At 53.9% G+C, this 17535-nt stretch carries 17 protein-coding genes; 13 read left to right on the top strand and 4 right to left on the bottom strand.

What is annotated here, in order from left to right; translation table 11 throughout:
• The first annotated feature begins 215 nt into the window (after positions 1–215).
• Positions 216–1076 (top strand): carboxylate/amino acid/amine transporter, encoded by an 861-nt coding sequence (locus P9J57_RS19870; protein ID WP_013024088.1) that lies wholly within the window; start codon positions 216–218, stop codon positions 1074–1076.
• A 145-nt stretch (positions 1077–1221) separates the two neighbouring features.
• On the opposite strand, the gene P9J57_RS19865 is transcribed toward P9J57_RS19870, so the two are convergent.
• Together P9J57_RS19865 and metR are read right to left on the bottom strand one after the other, a co-directional pair.
• Entirely contained in the window at positions 1222–1701 is a 480-nt protein-coding gene (locus P9J57_RS19865) for a YehS family protein (RefSeq protein ID WP_013024089.1), read from the bottom strand.
• Between the two features lie 72 nt (positions 1702–1773).
• Positions 1774–2703 (bottom strand): HTH-type transcriptional regulator MetR, encoded by a 930-nt coding sequence (gene metR, locus P9J57_RS19860; protein ID WP_483279354.1) that lies wholly within the window; start codon positions 2701–2703, stop codon positions 1774–1776.
• A gap of 138 nt (positions 2704–2841) precedes the next feature.
• On the opposite strand from metR, the gene metE reads away from it, so the two are divergent.
• Positions 2842–5112, top strand: a complete 2271-nt coding sequence (gene metE, locus P9J57_RS19855) for a 5-methyltetrahydropteroyltriglutamate--homocysteine S-methyltransferase (RefSeq protein WP_013024091.1) — start codon at positions 2842–2844, stop codon at positions 5110–5112.
• Between the two features lie 63 nt (positions 5113–5175).
• Here the strand turns inward: metE and P9J57_RS19850 are convergent, their stop codons facing one another.
• Positions 5176–6012, bottom strand: a complete 837-nt coding sequence (locus tag P9J57_RS19850; RefSeq protein WP_013024092.1) for a dienelactone hydrolase family protein — start codon at positions 6010–6012, stop codon at positions 5176–5178.
• A gap of 303 nt (positions 6013–6315) precedes the next feature.
• Here P9J57_RS19850 and udp point away from each other — a divergent pair, with 303 nt between their 5' ends.
• The 9 genes from udp to tatD all read left to right on the top strand — a co-directional run bounded on the left by udp (position 6316) and on the right by tatD (position 14458).
• Positions 6316–7077, top strand: a complete 762-nt coding sequence (udp, locus tag P9J57_RS19845) for a uridine phosphorylase (protein ID WP_014606979.1) — start codon at positions 6316–6318, stop codon at positions 7075–7077.
• A 155-nt stretch (positions 7078–7232) separates the two neighbouring features.
• Entirely contained in the window at positions 7233–8732 is a 1500-nt protein-coding gene (gene rmuC / locus P9J57_RS19840) for a DNA recombination protein RmuC (protein ID WP_014595025.1), read from the top strand.
• 76 nt (positions 8733–8808) lie between these two features.
• The gene (gene ubiE / locus P9J57_RS19835) at positions 8809–9567 is read left to right on the top strand and encodes a bifunctional demethylmenaquinone methyltransferase/2-methoxy-6-polyprenyl-1,4-benzoquinol methylase UbiE (protein ID WP_014595026.1); all 759 of its coding nucleotides are present in this window, start codon (positions 8809–8811) and stop codon (positions 9565–9567) included.
• An 11-nt stretch (positions 9568–9578) separates the two neighbouring features.
• On the top strand, positions 9579–10184 hold the full coding sequence (gene ubiJ / locus P9J57_RS19830; RefSeq protein WP_026021046.1) for a ubiquinone biosynthesis protein UbiJ: 606 nt from the start codon (positions 9579–9581) through the stop codon (positions 10182–10184).
• Complete coding sequence (gene ubiB, locus P9J57_RS19825; RefSeq protein ID WP_013024097.1) at positions 10181–11818, top strand: ubiquinone biosynthesis regulatory protein kinase UbiB; 1638 nt, start codon at positions 10181–10183, stop codon at positions 11816–11818. The genes ubiJ and ubiB overlap by 4 nt, the downstream gene beginning before the upstream one ends.
• A 109-nt stretch (positions 11819–11927) precedes the next feature.
• Positions 11928–12182 (top strand): Sec-independent protein translocase subunit TatA, encoded by a 255-nt coding sequence (gene tatA / locus P9J57_RS19820; protein ID WP_013024098.1) that lies wholly within the window; start codon positions 11928–11930, stop codon positions 12180–12182.
• 3 nt (positions 12183–12185) lie between these two features.
• A complete protein-coding gene (tatB, locus tag P9J57_RS19815) occupies positions 12186–12818 on the top strand; it encodes a Sec-independent protein translocase protein TatB (protein WP_029569343.1) in 633 nt (210 codons plus the stop codon).
• A complete protein-coding gene (gene tatC, locus P9J57_RS19810; protein ID WP_013024100.1) occupies positions 12818–13576 on the top strand; it encodes a Sec-independent protein translocase subunit TatC in 759 nt (252 codons plus the stop codon). The genes tatB and tatC overlap by 1 nt, the downstream gene beginning before the upstream one ends.
• A 99-nt stretch (positions 13577–13675) precedes the next feature.
• Positions 13676–14458, top strand: a complete 783-nt coding sequence (gene tatD / locus P9J57_RS19805) for a 3'-5' ssDNA/RNA exonuclease TatD (protein ID WP_042677932.1) — start codon at positions 13676–13678, stop codon at positions 14456–14458.
• Here tatD and rfaH read toward each other — a convergent pair.
• On the bottom strand, positions 14455–14943 hold the full coding sequence (gene rfaH, locus P9J57_RS19800; RefSeq protein ID WP_014606974.1) for a transcription/translation regulatory transformer protein RfaH: 489 nt from the start codon (positions 14941–14943) through the stop codon (positions 14455–14457). The two genes, tatD and rfaH, sit on opposite strands and share 4 nt — an antisense overlap.
• Before the next feature lie 301 nt (positions 14944–15244).
• Here rfaH and ubiD point away from each other — a divergent pair, with 301 nt between their 5' ends.
• Together ubiD and fre are read left to right on the top strand one after the other, a co-directional pair.
• Entirely contained in the window at positions 15245–16729 is a 1485-nt protein-coding gene (ubiD, locus tag P9J57_RS19795) for a 4-hydroxy-3-polyprenylbenzoate decarboxylase (RefSeq protein WP_013024103.1), read from the top strand.
• Between the two features lie 42 nt (positions 16730–16771).
• Complete coding sequence (gene fre, locus P9J57_RS19790; RefSeq protein ID WP_014595029.1) at positions 16772–17473, top strand: NAD(P)H-flavin reductase; 702 nt, start codon at positions 16772–16774, stop codon at positions 17471–17473.
• Positions 17474–17535: the final 62 nt, after the last annotated feature.

The following is a 17535-nucleotide window of genomic DNA, read 5'->3' as shown; positions in this document are numbered from 1 at the left end:
TGTTACAGTTTTATTACAGTAAGGCGCGAAAATGCCAGGCAGATGCGCTTTTTCGCCCATTTTTAACCTCAGGCATGCTCTCCTGAGCGGATAAAAGTCGGGGTGAGGGATCGTTGCCTGATCGCCTGGTAAATAACCAGATGTCAACCAGATAATGCAGCTCTGATTCAGGACATTGTTTACACTGACGCTCTGTTTATTTCGGGGTTGTTACCGTGCTTTTATTGATTGTTACTACCATTCTGTGGGCATTCTCCTTTAGCCTGATCGGTGAATACCTTGCCGGGCAAGTGGACAGCTGGTTTTCAGTGCTGATGCGCCTGGCGCTGGCCGCCATTGTGTTTCTGCCGTTCCTGCGCTGGCGCGGCTATCGGCCTTCGACGCTCTTGCTCTATATGCTGGTAGGGATGTTGCAGCTGGGCATTATGTATTTGCTGAGTTTTGAAGCCTATCTGTATCTGAGCGTGTCAGAATTCCTGCTGTTCACCGTAATGACGCCGCTGTATGTCACCTTAATCTACGACCTGATAAGCCGAAGGCCCCTGCGCGTGGGCTACATTTTCAGTGCGCTGCTGGCCGTTGCTGGCGCGGCAATCATTCGTTATGACAAAGTCAGCGATAACTTCTGGTTTGGTCTGCTGCTGGTCCAGTTGGCGAATATCTGCTTCGCGGCGGGGATGGTGGGCTACAAACGTTTGCAGGAAACCCGTCCAATGCCGCAACATACGGCGTTTTCATGGTTTTATCTGGGCGCGGTTCTGATTGCGATCGTTGCCTGGGCAGCCTGGGGCAATCCCCATAAATTGCCTACCACGACGCTGCAATGGGGCATTCTGGTCTGGCTGGGCGTCGCGGCTTCGGGGCTGGGCTACTTTATGTGGAACTACGGCGCGACGCAGGTCGATGCCGGCACGTTGGGCATTATGAATAACATGCACGTTCCGGCCGGCTTATTGGTGAACCTGGCGATATGGCAGCAAAAACCGCACTGGCCAAGCTTTATCGCAGGAGCCATCGTGATTATGGCGTCGCTGTGGGTCCATAAGCGCTGGGTGGTAGGCAACAGCGCAAGATAGTCCGGGGCGGGCCTTGCCAGCGAGTAAACCGTAGCGGGAGAGGAATGCAGGGCATCTGGGCTGGAAACAGGCTGTGAACGCCCCTGAGCCTGACCGGAAGCAGACCGCATGACAGGCGAGCTGCTTCCGGTCAGGGCGTTTCTGATTAAGCGGGTTTACCTGTGGCGGGGCGATGAATCATCGTCAGCCCTTTAAGAAAATTACGCAGGATCTGGTCACCGCACTCGCGGTAGTTTTTATGATCCGGTTTGCGGAAGATTGCGCCAATCTCAGCCTGAGAGACCGTAAAGTTGGCTTTTTTCAGCACGTCAGGAATGTCGGTAGTTTTCAAATCAAACGCGATGCGCAGCTTTTTCATAAAGATATTGTTGTTCATCTTGCGCTCGATGGAGGGCGCAGGCGCGTCTTCACTTTTTCCGCGGCGATGAAAAATTAAACCGTTAAGAAAATATCCCATCACCACATCGGGGCAGGGTCGAAACGCCGCATCCTCATCTTTCTTCAGCCAACTGGTGATGTCCGCCTGAGCCACTTCACATTCAGCCAGCGCAAAAATCGCCACCATTTTGGCATCGTTCAGATCGAGCATATAGCGCACGCTGCGCAGAATATCGTTGTTAGTCATGGTGAGATCTTCTCATGGTAAATCGACAGGCTGCGCATTATAGGGGATTTTGCCTGCTATCGCGCAGCTTTGTCACTCACGCGATAAAACCTTCGCAGGAGGCGCGGCGTCCCTGACAAAGGGCAGATGCTCGCAGGCATGCTGACGGGCAAAACGCATAAACGCTTCCAGTACCGGCTGGCGCTGTTCACCGTCGCGCACAGCGGCGTAAAGACGACTCCATAACCCTTCGCCCAGCGTTTTGGTGATCACCAGGCCCTGTTTTTCAAAACTTTCGACGACCCAGTGCGGCAGCGCAGCAATCCCCATGCGCGCCGAGACCATTTGAATCATCAGCAGCGTGTTATCGACATTCTTGAGCGCCGGACTGATCCCCGCAGGTTGCAGAAAGTGGCGCCAGATATCCAGGCGCTGGCGCTGTACCGGATAAATCATTAGCACTTCATCCGCCAGGTCTTCAGGTGAAATGTGTTCAACCTGCGCCAGAGGGTGATCTGGCGCCAGCACCAGGCGGACTTCGAAATCAAACATAGGTGAATAGAACAAGCCTGAGCGCGGCAGGATATCCGACGTCAATACAATATCCAGTTCGCCCTGCTGCAGCGCGGGCTGCGGATCAAAGGTTACGCCCGATTTAAAATCCATCATCACCTGGGGCCAGCTCTGACGAAACTTATCTAAAGCCGGTGTCAGCCACTGAATGCAACTGTGGCATTCGATCGCGACGCGCAGCGTGGTCTGATGCGGTTCGTGGCAGGCCTGAAGCGCCTGCTGAATTTGCGGCAGTATCTGCTCTGCCAGCTGCAATAAAATTTCGCCCTGCGGGGTAAAACGCAGTGGCTGACTTTTACGAACAAACAAACGAAATCCCAGCCGCTGTTCCAGATCGCTGAACTGATGTGATAACGCCGACTGTGTCTGATGAAGCTGAGCCGCAGCAGCAGCCAGCGAGCCCGTATTCTGCAGAGCCTGAAGCGTCCGGAGGTGTTTGAATTCGATCATGAGAGTCCTTCACATCGAAGCTGAATAATTTGCGCTTGAGCGACATACAGTACCCGCAGAATATAGCGGTGTAAACATCTGGACGGCTAAACATCATTGGCGACCCGCCAAAGCCGAAGACTTTCTGGAGAATAGTGAATGACTATCTTAAATCATACTCTCGGTTTTCCACGTATTGGTCTGCGTCGCGAGCTGAAAAAAGCACTTGAAAGCTACTGGGCTGGCAACAGCACGCAGGAAGAATTACAGGCGGTGGGTCGCGAACTGCGTGCGCGCCACTGGCAACAACAAAAAGCGGCCGGCGTCGATAAAGTGCCGGTGGGCGATTTTGCCTGGTACGATCATATTCTGACGACCAGCCTGATGCTGGGCAACGTGCCTGCTCGCCATCGAAATCAGGACGGATCGATTGATCTGGATACGCTGTTCCGCCTGGGCCGGGGGCGTGCACCGACGGGTGAGCCAGCCGCGGCGGCAGAAATGACAAAATGGTTCAACACGAACTATCACTACATCGTGCCAGAATTCACGCAAGGCCAGTCGTTTTCTTTAACCTGGACCCAACTGCTGGATGAAGTGGACGAGGCGCTGGCGCTGGGTCATAACGTTAAGCCTGTGTTGTCAGGACCGTTAACCTACCTCTGGCTGGGTAAGGTAAAAGGAGAACCCTTTAATCGTCTGTCACTACTGAACGATATTCTGCCCGTTTATCAGCGGGTCCTGACCGAACTGAACGCGCGCGGCGTTGAGTGGGTACAGATTGATGAACCCGTCCTGGCGCTGGAACTCCCACAGGAATGGCGCGAGGCCTTCAAAGCGGCTTACGCTGCGTTAAACGGGCAGGTCAACCTGCTGCTGACCACCTACTTCGACAGTATCGGCCAGAATCTGGATATTATCCGCACGTTGCCAGTGCAGGGCCTGCATGTGGATCTGGTGCAGGGGCAAGATGATATCCAGCAGGTGAACCAACAACTGCCTGCAGACTGGGTGTTATCTGTCGGCGTGATCAATGGCCGCAACGTCTGGCGTGCCGATCTCAGCCGTTGGTTTGAGCGCCTGCAGCCGCTGATCGCCTCACGTGAACACCTGTGGATTGGCACGTCATGCTCGTTGCTGCACAGCCCCATTGATCTGAGTGTGGAAACCCGTCTGGACGAGGAGGTGAAAAGCTGGTTTGCCTTTGCCTTGCAAAAATGTGATGAGCTGTCGCTACTGAGTACGGCGCTTCGCCGCAACGATCCCGCATCGCTGGAGGAATGGAGCGCACCGGTTCAGGCACGTGCGCACTCCCGCCGCGTTCACAACGCGGCTGTCGCACTGCGTCTGACAAATGTTCAGGCCAAAGACACTGAACGTGCCAGCCCTTATGCCGGGCGTGCCAGCACACAACGTCAGCGTTTCAACCTGCCCGCCTGGCCAACCACCACCATCGGTTCCTTCCCGCAGACCACTGAAATTCGTGGATTACGACTCGACTTCAAAAAAGGCGCGATTGATCGCGCGCATTACCGTACCGGTATCGCGGAACACATTAAGCAGGCGATAGCTGAGCAGGAGCGTTTGGGGCTGGACGTGCTGGTTCACGGCGAGGCGGAACGCAACGATATGGTGGAATACTTTGGCGAGAACCTGGACGGCTTCGTCTTCACACAAAATGGTTGGGTACAAAGCTACGGTTCACGTTGTGTTAAACCGCCGGTCATTATTGGTGATGTCAGCCGTCCTGAAGCCATTACCGTGGCGTGGGCAACCTATGCGCAGTCCCTGACTGACAAGCCGGTAAAAGGTATGTTGACCGGCCCGGTCACCATTCTCTGTTGGTCATTCCCGCGGGAGGATGTATCACGTGAAACAATCGCCAAACAGATTGCACTGGCGCTGCGGGATGAAGTTGCGGATCTGGAACACGCCGGCATTGGCATTATTCAGATTGATGAGCCCGCACTGCGTGAAGGATTGCCGCTGCATCAATCCGACTGGGCAGATTATCTGCGCTGGGCCGTGGAGGCGTTTCGGTTAACCGCCGCTGTCGCGAAAGACGAGACGCAAATTCACACGCATATGTGTTACTGCGAGTTTAACGACATTATGGCATCCATTGCGGCACTGGATGCGGATGTGATTACCATCGAAACCTCACGTTCCGATATGGATTTGCTGGATGCATTCAACGCATTTGAGTATCCGAATGAAATCGGGCCCGGCGTGTACGATATTCACTCCCCCAATGTACCCGACGTCGAGTGGATAGAAAATCTGTTACGCAAGGCCGCACAGCGTATCCCTGAGGAACGTCTGTGGGTGAATCCGGACTGCGGCCTGAAAACCCGCGGCTGGCGCGAAACCCGACAGGCGCTGGCTAACATGGTCAAAGCGGCAAGAAACCTGCGGGGCGAAACCGCCTGATTTCCTGGTGTTGTGTCAATACGTTGTCAGTATGTTGGGGCGCCTGAGCGCCCCTTTTTTCAGTCACTTCGCGGGGGCAACGCCGTATTGCGCAAACCAGGCTAACATGCGCGCCCAGCCATCGGTGGCCGATTCGGCGTGATAGCTTGGACGATAGTCGGCGTTAAAAGCATGTCCGGCCTCGGGATAAACAATGATCTCAGCTTTGGCATTGGCCGCGTGCAGTGCCTGGCGCATCTGCTCGACGCTCTCCAGCGGAATGCCGTCATCCTGACCTCCATACAACCCCAGCACGGGCGCGTTTAGATCAACGGCGATATCGATAGGATGTTTTTGCTGCTTCATGGTTTTTTCACCCACCAGGCGACCATACCAGGCTACGGCGGCGCGCAGTTGCGGGTTGTGCGCGGCATAAAGCCAGCTGATGCGTCCGCCCCAGCAGAAACCGGTAATCCCCATGCGGCGAATATCTCCCCCGTTACGGGCAGCCCAGTTCGCCGCGTGATCGAGATCTGCCAGCACCTGGCTGTCGGGCACTTTACTGACCAGCTCTTTGAACAGGGTAGGGATGTCGTTGTAATCGTTGGGATCGCCTTCACGGAAGTACAGTTCTGGCGCGACGGCCAGATAGCCCTCCAGCGCCAGCCGACGGCAAATGTCGCGAATATGTTCGTGAACGCCAAAAATTTCCTGTACCACCAGCACGACCGGCAACGGACCTTCTGCTGACTGCGGCTTCGCATAAAACGCCGGCAGGTTTTCACCCTGGCTCGGAATGGAGGTTTCCCCCGCATGGATGTTGGCGCTGTCGGTAATAATGGTGGTCGCTGCTGTGGGCTGAACTGCCGGAGCAAACGCGCCTGCAGCTGATTTTTGTGTCATATTATCTTCGGTTTTCATCGTTCTCTCCGTGCAAGCATAGGCGCAATCACGTAACTATAGCCTGGCCACCCATGACAGGTACCGGGCATTGAGTAACAGAGCTGTTAACCAATAAAATTACACTTCTCTTTAACATTCCCGCGATAGCTTCCACATCACCATATGTAGCAATACGCAAGGCGAGAGATGGATGTGTGATCTAAATCACCTTATTTTTCTTTGGGAATGTAACTTTCATTTTCTTAAGTGAATTTAGTCACATATTTACCTCGCCCGGTGACGTAAAGTGGCGTAAAAATTTTCCTTAACCCGGAGTCTGATATGACACAGTCTGACGTATTCCATCTTGGCCTGACTAAAGCTGACCTGCAGGGGGCAACGCTGGCCATTGTTCCTGGCGATCCAGAGCGCGTGAAAAAGATTGCCGGACTGATGGAAGATGCACAGCATCTTGCTTCCCATCGCGAGTTCACCACCTGGCTGGCGAAGCTGGATGGCAAACCGGTTGTTGTGTGTTCGACAGGTATTGGCGGACCTTCTACATCGATTGCCGTTGAGGAACTGGCACAGCTTGGCGTGCGTACGTTCCTGCGCGTGGGAACCACTGGGGCGATTCAGCCCCATATCAACGTCGGCGATGTTTTGGTCACCACAGCATCAGTGCGCCTGGACGGTGCCAGCCTGCATTTCGCCCCCATGGCGTTTCCGGCAGTGGCGGACTTTACCTGTACGACGGCATTAGTCGCGGCGGCGGAAGCCTGTGGCGCTAAAACCCATATCGGTATTACGGCCTCTTCTGACACCTTTTACCCGGGTCAGGAACGATACGATACCTTTTCAGGCCGTGTCGTAAAAAGCTTCCAGGGCTCTATGCAGGAGTGGCAGCAGATGGGCGTGTTGAACTACGAGATGGAGTCGGCGACCCTGTTAACCATGTGTGCCAGCCAGGGGCTGAGAGCCGGGATGGTAGCGGGCGTGATCGTCAACCGCACTCAAAAAGAGATTCCGGATGCCGTCACGATGAAGCAGACGGAAAGCGACGCGGTGAAAATCGTGGTGGAAGCCGCGCGCCGTTTACTGTAATTCCCCTGTTTTAACAGACAGGCCCATGATCGGGCCTGTCTGTCCTGCCACTCACAAGCCTTTGCGTCGCCTCTTCCAACGCCAGCAAATATATCTGGACATTCATACAGTGCGAATTTACCTTTTCCTTCATTAGCCTGACCAGCGGGGAAAATATGGATCAGCACATCATTATCTACATCTGCCTGGCGCTTGCTGGCCTTGGTGTGGGCTGGATACTGGCGCAAATGCGGGTCGGCCATCAGCTGGCCAGCTTTTCTACAGAACGTCGCCTGCTAAACGAGGGGCAACAGCGTCAGCAGCTGCATATCGACCAGCTCCAGCAACAGGTGCAGCAGCGTGAACAGGAGCTGAGGCAGCTTCATGGCGCGTTAAGCGGGGCCAATGAGCGCCTGCAACAGCTCGACTACTGGCGCAACGAGAGCGAACAACTCACCCGTGAACTTCGTAATCAGCTCGAAGTGAACAGCGCGCAGGAAGCAGAGCTGCGCGAGGTCACGATTCGTCTGGAAGAAACCCGCTTTGCAGCAGAAGAAAAACAGCGACTGCTGACAAACAGCGAGCAGCGACTCAGCGCGCAGTTTGAAAATCTGGCCAACCGTATTTTTGAAAACAGTGGACGTCGGGTTGATGAGCAGAATCGTCAAAGTCTTAACAGCCTGATAGGGCCGCTCCGGGAGCAGCTTGACGGGTTTCGCCGCCAGGTGAATGAAAGCTTCGGTGCCGAAGCCCGTGAGCGCCACACGCTCACTCACGAGATTCGTCAGCTGCAGCAGTTAAATGCCCAGATGGCTCAGGAGGCGCTTAACCTCACGAAGGCGCTCAAAGGCGACAATAAAATTCAGGGCAACTGGGGCGAAGTGGTACTGAGCCGGGTGCTGGAAGCTTCTGGGCTGCGTGAAGGCTATGAGTACGACATTCAGGTCAGCATGCAGAATGAACAGCAAAGCCGGATGCAGCCGGATGTGATTGTTCGCCTGCCACAGGGAAAAGATGTGGTTATCGACGCTAAAATGACGCTGGTGGCCTACGAGCGTTATTTTAATGCCGATGACGATGTGGAACGCGAGCAGGCTATTCAGGAACATGTCAGCGCCATGCGCGGGCACATTCGCCTGCTGGGCCGCAAAGATTATCAACAATTGCCCGGTTTACGCTCGCTGGATTATGTGTTGATGTTTATTCCTGTTGAGCCGGCCTTCCTGTTGGCTATCGATCGTCAGCCCGAACTCATCAGTGAAGCCCTGCAGCAGAACATCATGCTGGTCAGCCCAACTACGCTGCTGGTGGCGCTGCGGACGATTAATAATCTCTGGCGCTATGAGCACCAGAGTCGTAATGCACAGCGCATTGCAGAGCGGGCCTCCAGACTGTATGACAAAATGCGGCTGTTTGTAGACGATATGAGCGGGATTGGTCACAGCCTTGACAAGGCGCAGAACAGCTATCGCGAGGCGATGAAGAAACTGGCAGAGGGGCGCGGCAACCTTATCGCCCAGGCTGAAGGTTTTCGCGATCTGGGTGTAGAAGTCAAACGCGCCATTAACCCGCACCTGGTTGAACAAGCCATGCCTGAGAATGAGCACGACAGTGAGCAAAATGACAAGGACAACGCAGACGAAAGTCATGAGCGGGTTCGGCACCTCCGCGAATAAGCAGGTCACCAGCGTGCCTGACCTCTATGACTCTGATACACTTCAGTGAGTATTGTTTGTGGAGCAGGTAAAACCGATGGCAGATGAATCACAGCAGGAAACTACCCATTTTGGCTTTCAGACGGTCGCCAAAAGCGAGAAAGCCGATAAAGTCGCGGACGTGTTTCACTCCGTAGCGGCAAAATATGACCTGATGAACGATTTAATGTCGTTTGGCGTCCATCGAGTCTGGAAGCGTTTTACCATTGACAGCAGCGGCGTGCGCCGTGGTCAGCGCGTGCTGGATCTGGCGGGTGGAACCGGCGATCTTACCGCGAAATTTTCGCGCCTGGTGGGTGAAACCGGTCAGGTTGTGCTGGCTGACATTAACAGCTCAATGCTGAAAATGGGCCGGGAAAAACTGCGTAATCTGGGCGTGGTAGGCAACGTCAGCTATGTGCAGGCCAACGCCGAAGCATTGCCGTTTCCTGATAACTATTTTGACTGCATCACTATTTCGTTCGGTCTGCGTAACGTGACTGAAAAAGAGAAGGCACTGGCCTCAATGTTCCGCGTGCTGAAGCCAGGTGGACGTTTACTGGTGCTGGAGTTTTCTAAACCTGTTATCGAACCCCTTAGCAAAGCTTACGATGCTTACTCGTTCCATATTTTGCCCCGTATTGGGCAACTGGTCGCCCAGGACGCAGAAAGCTATCGCTACCTTGCTGAGTCAATTCGCATGCATCCCGATCAGGAAACCCTGAAAGCGATGATGAATGACGTGGGATTCGAAAACACGACCTATTCCAACATGACGGGTGGGATTGTGGCGCTGCATCGTGGGTTTAAATTTTAACCATTATGGCGATGACCTTAACACCTGTAATGACCGCCGGTATTGAAACGGCGTTAAACCGCATACTGTATCGCGATCGTAGCCTGAAAAGCGCACGTCAGCGCCTGGTCGGCAAGGTACTGATGCTGCGTTTAAGTGAGCTATCCTGGCCGCTGGTGCTGGTGTTCAGTGAACAGCAGCTTGACGTGCTCAGTGACTGGCAGGACAGCAGTGACTGCACGGTCATTACCCAGCTTAAGTCTCTGCCAAAGTTACGCGATCGCCAGCAGCTGACGACCTTGATTCGTAGCGGTGAGCTGCAGGTTGAAGGTGACTTGCAGGTGGTTCAGCAGTTTTCTGCGCTGATGGATTTGGCCGAGCTGGATCCCGCTGAATACCTTGCTCCCTGGATCGGTGATATCGCCGCTCAGGGGATGAGCCAGGGCGCGCAGCGTGCATGGCGTTTTTTCAAAGCAGAAACGCAACGGCGTCAGGACTATCTTGGTCAGGCATTAACCGAAGAGTGGCGGGTTGCGCCGGGCGCCCTGGAATTTGCCTGGTTCTCTGAGGAGGTTAGCGCGATGGAACGTTCGCTTGAGGCGCTTGATGCGCGTCTGGCACAGCTGGAGGCGAAATGAGTTTTGGAGAGATCCGCCGGTTATATTTTATTATTAAGGTGTTTTTGACTTACGGCCTTGATGAACTGATTCCGCAGATGCGCCTGACTCTTCCGCTCAGGCTATGGCGACGCTGCATTTTCTGGATCCCCAACCAGCACAAGCAAGAACTCCTTGGCGTGCGTTTGCGTATGGCGATGGAGCAGTTGGGCCCGGTGTGGATCAAGTTTGGTCAGATGCTGTCGACGCGCCGTGACCTGTTTCCCCCGGTGATTGCCGATGAGCTGGCTGTCCTGCAGGACCGCGTTGCCCCGTTTGATGGCGTTAAAGCGAAAGCGCAGATCGAAGCCTCAATGGGCGCACCGATTGAATCCTGGTTTGATGACTTCAATATCATTCCACTGGCCTCGGCCTCTATCGCTCAGGTACATACCGCAACCCTGAAATCCAATGGCAAGAACGTCGTTATCAAGGTAATCCGCCCGGATATCCTGCCGGTCATCAAAGCGGACATGAAACTCATCTACCGCATTGCCCGCTGGGTGCCACGATTGCTGCCGGATGGCCGCCGTCTGCGCCCGGTTGAAGTGGTACGGGATTATGAGAAGACCCTGCTTGATGAATTAAACCTGTTGCGTGAAGCCGCCAATGCCATTCAGCTTCGCCGCAACTTTGAAAACAGCCGCATGCTGTATGTGCCTGAGGTCTATTCGGACTATTGCAGTGAATCCATGATGGTAATGGAGCGCATTTACGGCATTCCCATTTCTGATGTGGTGACGCTGGAGCAGCACGGCGTCAACATGAAGCTGTTAGCAGAACGCGGTGTGCAGGTATTTTTTACCCAGGTTTTCCGCGACAGCTTCTTTCATGCCGACATGCATCCGGGCAATATCTTTGTCAGTTACGATCATCCTGAAGATCCTCAGTATATTGGCATTGACTGCGGTATCGTCGGTTCGCTGAATAAAGAAGATAAGCGCTATCTGGCCGAGAACTTTATTGCCTTCTTCAATCGTGATTACCGCAAAGTGGCGGAACTGCATGTCGATTCGGGCTGGGTGCCTGCCGACACCAACGTTGAAGACTTCGAGTTCGCTATCCGTACCGTATGCGAGCCCATTTTTGAGAAACCGCTGGCAGAAATCTCGTTTGGGCATGTGCTGCTGAACCTGTTTAACACGGCGCGTCGCTTCAATATGGAAGTCCAGCCGCAGCTGGTGCTGTTGCAAAAAACCTTGCTTTACGTTGAAGGCATCGGTCGCCAGCTCTATCCACAACTGGACCTTTGGAAAACGGCAAAACCCTTCCTTGAGGACTGGATTAAGGATCAAATCGGGATTCCGGCGATTATCCGTGCGGTAAAGGAAAAAGCCCCTTACTGGGCAGAAAAACTGCCAGAACTGCCAGAATTGTTTTACGACAGTATGCGGCAGCATAAGCAATTACGCCTCAGCGTGGATAAACTCGCGAACGATTTAAGTGTCCAACGTTCACGTCAGCAGCAGGCGCGTTATCTGTTTGGCGTAGGCGCGACGCTGTTGATTAGCGGAACGGCGGTGCTCCTCAGCAGGCCTGAGTGGGACCTGTTTCCAGCGGCATTAATGGCGGCGGGCTTTGTCAGTTGGTTAATCGGCTGGCGTAAGACAAACTGATTGTCACCTGCGCCAGAAACGCGGTAATGTCGCTGATTCGGACCCGAATAAACACGGGTTTCGTGGTGCATGACCCCGCAGTTTTTAACAATAAAATCGAGGCTATCTCATGGGCGGTATTAGTATTTGGCAGTTGTTAATTATTGCCGTGATTGTGGTTCTTCTGTTCGGTACCAACAAATTACGTAATCTGGGTTCGGATTTGGGTTCTTCTATCCGTGGGTTTAAGAAAGCCATGAGCGACGAAGACGATAAAAAGGATCAACCGAAAGAGCAGGATGCTGATTTCCATGCCAAAACGCTGGCGGATAAACAGCCAACGTCGGCTCAGAAAGATGACGTCAAGAACGACAAGCAGGTGTAAGCCGTGTTCGATATTGGTTTTGGTGAATTGGTATTGGTGTTCGTGATCGGGCTGATCGTTCTTGGCCCGCAACGTCTGCCCCTTGCGGTAAAAACGGTCATGGGCTGGATCAGAGCGATCCGCTCGCTGGCCGCCAATGTCCAGAGTGAGCTGGCGCAAGAACTCAAGCTTCAGGAGCTGCAAGACAGCCTGAAAAAGGTGGAAGAAGCCGGCCGGGGCACGCTGTCCCCCGAGCTGAAGGAATCCATGGAAGAGCTGCGGAAAACGGCTGATTCAATGAAACGCTCGGTCAAGCAGAGCATTGATATTGAAAGAGACGAAGACGAAGCCAATACCATCCATTCTCCTCACCCTGCATCGACCACCGAAACGCTGCACCCCGTTACACCTGCCGCCAGCGAACATCAGGCGCAGGCACCTGTGCAGGCTCCGCTGGCGACGTCTGAACCTGCGGCTTCTCAACCGGCCGACAGCCGCGTTGAGCCCTCCCCGGTTCAGCCGCGACCTGCCTCAGGGCATGCCAGTGCACCGGCACAGTCGCCCGCTCATGCCGATGCGCAAACCGCGGCTAAGCCCGTTAGCGCTGTGCCGTCGGCAGGTTCAGTTTCTACTCCTTCTGCAAGTGATGAGCGATAATGGCCGTTGAAGATACCCAACCCCTGATCAGCCATTTGATTGAGCTGCGTAAGCGTCTGCTGAACTGTATTGTTGCCGTGTTAGTCATCTTTCTGGCGCTGATTTACTTTGCCAATGATATCTACCATGCGGTGGCGTCGCCGCTCATTAATCAGATGCCCGCGGGCGCCAGCATGATCGCCACGGATGTCGCGTCACCGTTTTTTACCCCGATCAAGCTGACCATGATCGTATCGGTATTCCTTGCCGTTCCGGTTATCCTCTACCAGGTCTGGGCCTTTGTCGCGCCAGCCCTCTATCGCCACGAACGCAAGTTGGTCATGCCGTTGCTGTTCTCCAGTACGTTGCTGTTTTACGTGGGCGTCGCTTTTGCTTACTTCATCGTCTTTCCGCTGGCCTTTGGTTTTTTCGCCAAGACCGCGCCCCAGGGCGTCACTATTGCAACGGACATTACCAACTATCTTGATTTCGTGATGACGCTGTTCATGGCCTTTGGCGTGGCATTTGAAGTGCCGGTCGCGATTGTGCTGCTCTGCTGGACGGGCATTACCAACCCCGATGATTTGAAAAAGAAACGCCCCTATATTCTGGTTGGCGCGTTCGTTGTTGGGATGCTGCTCACACCACCAGACGTTTTTTCCCAAACTTTGCTCGCTATTCCGATGTACTGCCTGTTTGAAGTCGGCGTATTCTTCTCACGTTACTATGTGGGAAAAGGCCGCCAGGCAGAGGATGAGGAACATAACGCCGATTCCTGATGTCTGATTGGACATAACCCGCAAGGCGGGAGAGGAAAGTCAAAAACCGCCGCCAGGCGGTTTTTGTTTAGGGTGTTATTGATAAAGAGTGGAAAAAATATGTTTGATATCGGTGTAAACCTGACCAGCACGCAGTTCGCCTCCGATCGGGAAAAGGTGATCTCACGCGCGCGCGAAGCGGGCGTCACCGGCATGTTGATTACCGGCACCAACGCACTTGAAAGTCAGCAGGCGCAGAATCTGGCTGAGGCCCATCAGGATTATTGTTGGTCAACCGCTGGCGTGCATCCCCATCATGCCAGCGAATGGTCAGCGGACGTTGCTAACACGCTGCGCCGCCTGGCAGAGAAAAAAGACGTAGTGGCAATAGGTGAATGCGGTCTGGATTTTAATCGTAACCTGTCCGCTCACCAGCAGCAGGAGTATGCGTTTGACGCTCAGCTGGCACTGGCGGCAGAGCTTAATATGCCGGTGTTTCTTCACTGCCGGGAAGCCCACGAGCGCTTTGCGGCAGTTCTTGAACCCTGGCTGCCCAAATTGCCTGCTGCAGTGATTCACTGCTTTACCGGCACGCGCGAGGAGCTGACCGCTTGCCTGGACATGGGGCTGTCGGTAGGGATTACGGGCTGGGTATGCGATGAGCGTCGAGGTATCGCGTTGCGTGAGATGCTGCCACTGATTCCGGCAGATCGGTTATTACTGGAAACGGATGCACCTTACCTTCTGCCGCGTGATATGCGTCCCCGTCCCACGTCGAGACGAAATGAACCCTGCTTCTTGCCGCATATCCTGCAGCAGGTCGCAAACTGGCGCGGGGAGAATGTCGAGATGCTGGCACGTCAGGTGGATCACAATGCGCGTAAACTGTTCGGGCTGATCTAGGCTTTACGGAACTGCCGGTTATCCACGCTGCGTACGACCTGCTTGTTGAGCAGATTCAGCAACAGAATTGAGCGTGCTTCGCCATCCGGTTCAGAGAATATCGCACGCAAGCCCTCGAACGTGCCTTCGGTGATGATCACTTCATCACCGTTTTGCGGCGTTTCGGGATCGAGCAACGTCTGGGGGACGTCGGTTTGCAAGGCATCAATCACCAGGGCGGGCACGGTTGCCGGTGTTGTACCAAAGCGCACAAAATGGCTGACGCCACGCGTACTGCTTATGGTCGTGGTATGAATGGCTTCCGGATCAAATTCGATAAACAAATAGTTTGGAAACAGCGGCTCACTCACGGTCGTCCGCTTACCGCGCACGATCTTCTCCATCGCGATCATTGGACTCAGGCATTTTACCTCTTGCCGCTCAAGATGCTCTTTCGCACGCAATAGCTGCCCACGTTTGCAATAGAGTAAATACCAGGATTCCATAACTGCTCCCAATGAATGGACGCTAAGAATAGCAAACCTCCAGCCAGAGTTATAGCGCATTGGGGCCTGTAACGCGGCGTTGCCTGGAAAATAAACTAAGATTGTTCTGAATGATCAGTACCACCGCATAAAGTGAGTAAACGTGAGTCATTCGCAACCCACGGGGCAATAACGATCGCCGTACCCAGCCTGACCGTTGTAAGTTACAGGCCAGGTAAAAGATGGGGCGCATAAAGCTCAACACATCCCCACAATCAGCCCTATAATGGCCCATTCACTCTGGCCGGAAAGTTGAAGCCGCATGAAATATCAGGATTTAAGAGACTTTATTGCGCTGCTTGAACAGCGTGGTGAACTGAAGCGTATATCGCACGAGATCGACCCCGAACTGGAAATGACGGAAATTGCTGACCGCACCTTACGTGCAGGCGGCCCGGCATTATTGTTTGAGAACCCTAAGGGTTACGACATGCCCGTTCTGTGCAACCTGTTTGGCACGCCAAAGCGCGTGGCGATGGGTATGGGGCAGGAAGAGGTCAGCGCACTGCGAGAAGTGGGCGAACTGCTGGCCTTTCTCAAAGAACCCGAGCCGCCAAAAGGCTTCCGTGACCTGTTCAGCAAAATGCCGCAGTTTAAGCAGGTGCTGAATATGCCCACCAAAAGGTTGCGCAATGCACCCTGTCAGGAAGAGGTCTTCAGCGGCGATGAGGTCGATCTAACGCGGATTCCGGTCATGAAATGCTGGCCAGGCGATGCAGCACCCTTAATTACCTGGGGGCTCACGGTAACCCGCGGTCCGCATAAAGAGCGACAAAACCTGGGCATTTATCGCCAGCAGGTGATTGGTAAAAACCGTCTTATCATGCGCTGGCTTTCTCATCGCGGCGGGGCACTTGATTATCTGGAGTGGACGAAAGCCCATCCTGGCGAGCGTTTCCCGGTATCTGTTGCGCTGGGTGCCGATCCGGCGACAATTCTTGGCGCGGTGACCCCGGTACCGGACACGCTGTCAGAATATGCCTTTGCGGGTCTGCTGCGGGGGAATAAAACCGAAGTGGTCAAATGTATTTCCAACGATCTGGAAGTGCCTGCCAGCGCGGAAATCGTGCTGGAAGGCTACATTGAACCCGGCGATATGGCCCCGGAAGGCCCCTATGGCGACCATACGGGCTACTATAATGAAGTCGATAGCTTCCCGGTTTTTACCGTAACGCATATTACTCAGCGGCATCAGCCTATTTATCACTCGACCTACACCGGACGTCCGCCAGATGAGCCAGCTGTCCTTGGCGTGGCGTTAAATGAAGTGCTGGTGCCGATTCTGATTAAGCAGTTCCCGGAAATCGTCGACTTTTATTTACCACCCGAAGGATGCTCCTACCGGCTGGCGGTCGTCACGATTAAAAAACAGTATGCCGGTCATGCCAAGCGCGTAATGTTTGGCGTTTGGTCGTTTCTTAGACAGTTCATGTACACCAAATTTGTTATTGTGTGTGACGACGATGTTAATGCCCGTGACTGGAACGACGTCATCTGGGCAATTACTACGCGTATGGACCCGGCGCGCGATACCGTATTGGTAGAAAACACGCCAATCGATTATCTTGATTTTGCGTCACCGGTGTCAGGACTGGGTTCTAAAATGGGCCTGGATGCGACGAATAAATGGCCGGGCGAGACACAACGAGAGTGGGGCACGCCGATTGTTAAAGATCCGGCAGTCACTGCGCGTATCGACGCTATCTGGGATGACCTCGGTATTTTTAAACAGCCATCACAGCGTTGATGGCGCGCAATAACCATAAAGACGACCCGACAGAGGGAACGCATGACAACGTTAAGCTGTAAAGTAACTTCAGTTGAAGCGATTACCGACACGGTGTATCGCGTTCGCCTGATTCCGGAAGCGGAATTTAGCTTTCGTGCAGGACAGTATCTTATGGTAGTGATGGATGAGCGCGATAAGCGTCCGTTTTCTGTAGCCTCTACGCCAATGGAAACCGAAATCATTGAGCTGCATATCGGCGCGTCGGAGCTTAACCTGTATGCGATGGCCGTGATGGATCGCATCCAGCAAGACGGGCAAATCGTTGTTGATATTCCCCACGGCGACGCATGGTTGCGCGAAGAGAGTGATAAACCGTTAATCCTGATTGCGGGCGGCACGGGCTTTTCCTATGCGCGCTCCATCTTACTGACGGCGCTTGCCCAACAGCCTGATCGCGACATTGCGATTTACTGGGGCGGCCGTGAGCTGAAACACCTGTACGATATGGATGAACTGGACGCGCTGGCCATTAAGCATCCTAATCTCAAAGTGATTCCGGTAGTAGAACAGCCTGAAGCAGGCTGGCAGGGTCGTTCTGGCACCGTATTAACGGCCGTCATGCAGGACTTTACTACGCTGAGTGAGCATGAGATTTATATCGCCGGGCGCTTTGAAATGGCAAAAATTGCGCGCGATCGCTTCTGTTCTGAGCGTGGCGCAGTGGAATCACAGATGTATGGCGATGCCTTTGCCTTTATCTGATTTCATTCAGCAAGAAAAAACCCGCCCCTGACAGGCGGGTAAATCCCACAATAATGTCCCAA

The sequence above is a fragment of the Pantoea sp. nfd-35 genome (assembly GCF_056892255.1).
Note: the sequence above shows the minus strand (reverse complement) of the source record. Positions and strands in the feature narration are given on the sequence as shown.

Excerpts from the sequence above, each read along its gene's own strand:
- P9J57_RS19865 (WP_013024089.1), bottom strand. The coding sequence starts at position 1,701 with ATGACTAACAACGATATTCTGCGCAGCGTGCGCTATATGCTCGATCTG.
- metR (WP_483279354.1), bottom strand. The coding sequence starts at position 2,703 with ATGATCGAATTCAAACACCTCCGGACGCTTCAGGCTCTGCAGAATACG.
- metE (WP_013024091.1), top strand. The coding sequence starts at position 2,842 with ATGACTATCTTAAATCATACTCTCGGTTTTCCACGTATTGGTCTGCGT.
- P9J57_RS19850 (WP_013024092.1), bottom strand. The coding sequence starts at position 6,012 with ATGAAAACCGAAGATAATATGACACAAAAATCAGCTGCAGGCGCGTTT.
- udp (WP_014606979.1), top strand. The coding sequence starts at position 6,316 with ATGACACAGTCTGACGTATTCCATCTTGGCCTGACTAAAGCTGACCTG.
- rmuC (WP_014595025.1), top strand. The coding sequence starts at position 7,233 with ATGGATCAGCACATCATTATCTACATCTGCCTGGCGCTTGCTGGCCTT.
- ubiE (WP_014595026.1), top strand. The coding sequence starts at position 8,809 with ATGGCAGATGAATCACAGCAGGAAACTACCCATTTTGGCTTTCAGACG.
- ubiJ (WP_026021046.1), top strand. The coding sequence starts at position 9,579 with ATGACCTTAACACCTGTAATGACCGCCGGTATTGAAACGGCGTTAAAC.
- ubiB (WP_013024097.1), top strand. The coding sequence starts at position 10,181 with ATGAGTTTTGGAGAGATCCGCCGGTTATATTTTATTATTAAGGTGTTT.
- tatA (WP_013024098.1), top strand. The coding sequence starts at position 11,928 with ATGGGCGGTATTAGTATTTGGCAGTTGTTAATTATTGCCGTGATTGTG.
- tatC (WP_013024100.1), top strand. The coding sequence starts at position 12,818 with ATGGCCGTTGAAGATACCCAACCCCTGATCAGCCATTTGATTGAGCTG.
- tatD (WP_042677932.1), top strand. The coding sequence starts at position 13,676 with ATGTTTGATATCGGTGTAAACCTGACCAGCACGCAGTTCGCCTCCGAT.
- rfaH (WP_014606974.1), bottom strand. The coding sequence starts at position 14,943 with ATGGAATCCTGGTATTTACTCTATTGCAAACGTGGGCAGCTATTGCGT.
- ubiD (WP_013024103.1), top strand. The coding sequence starts at position 15,245 with ATGAAATATCAGGATTTAAGAGACTTTATTGCGCTGCTTGAACAGCGT.
- fre (WP_014595029.1), top strand. The coding sequence starts at position 16,772 with ATGACAACGTTAAGCTGTAAAGTAACTTCAGTTGAAGCGATTACCGAC.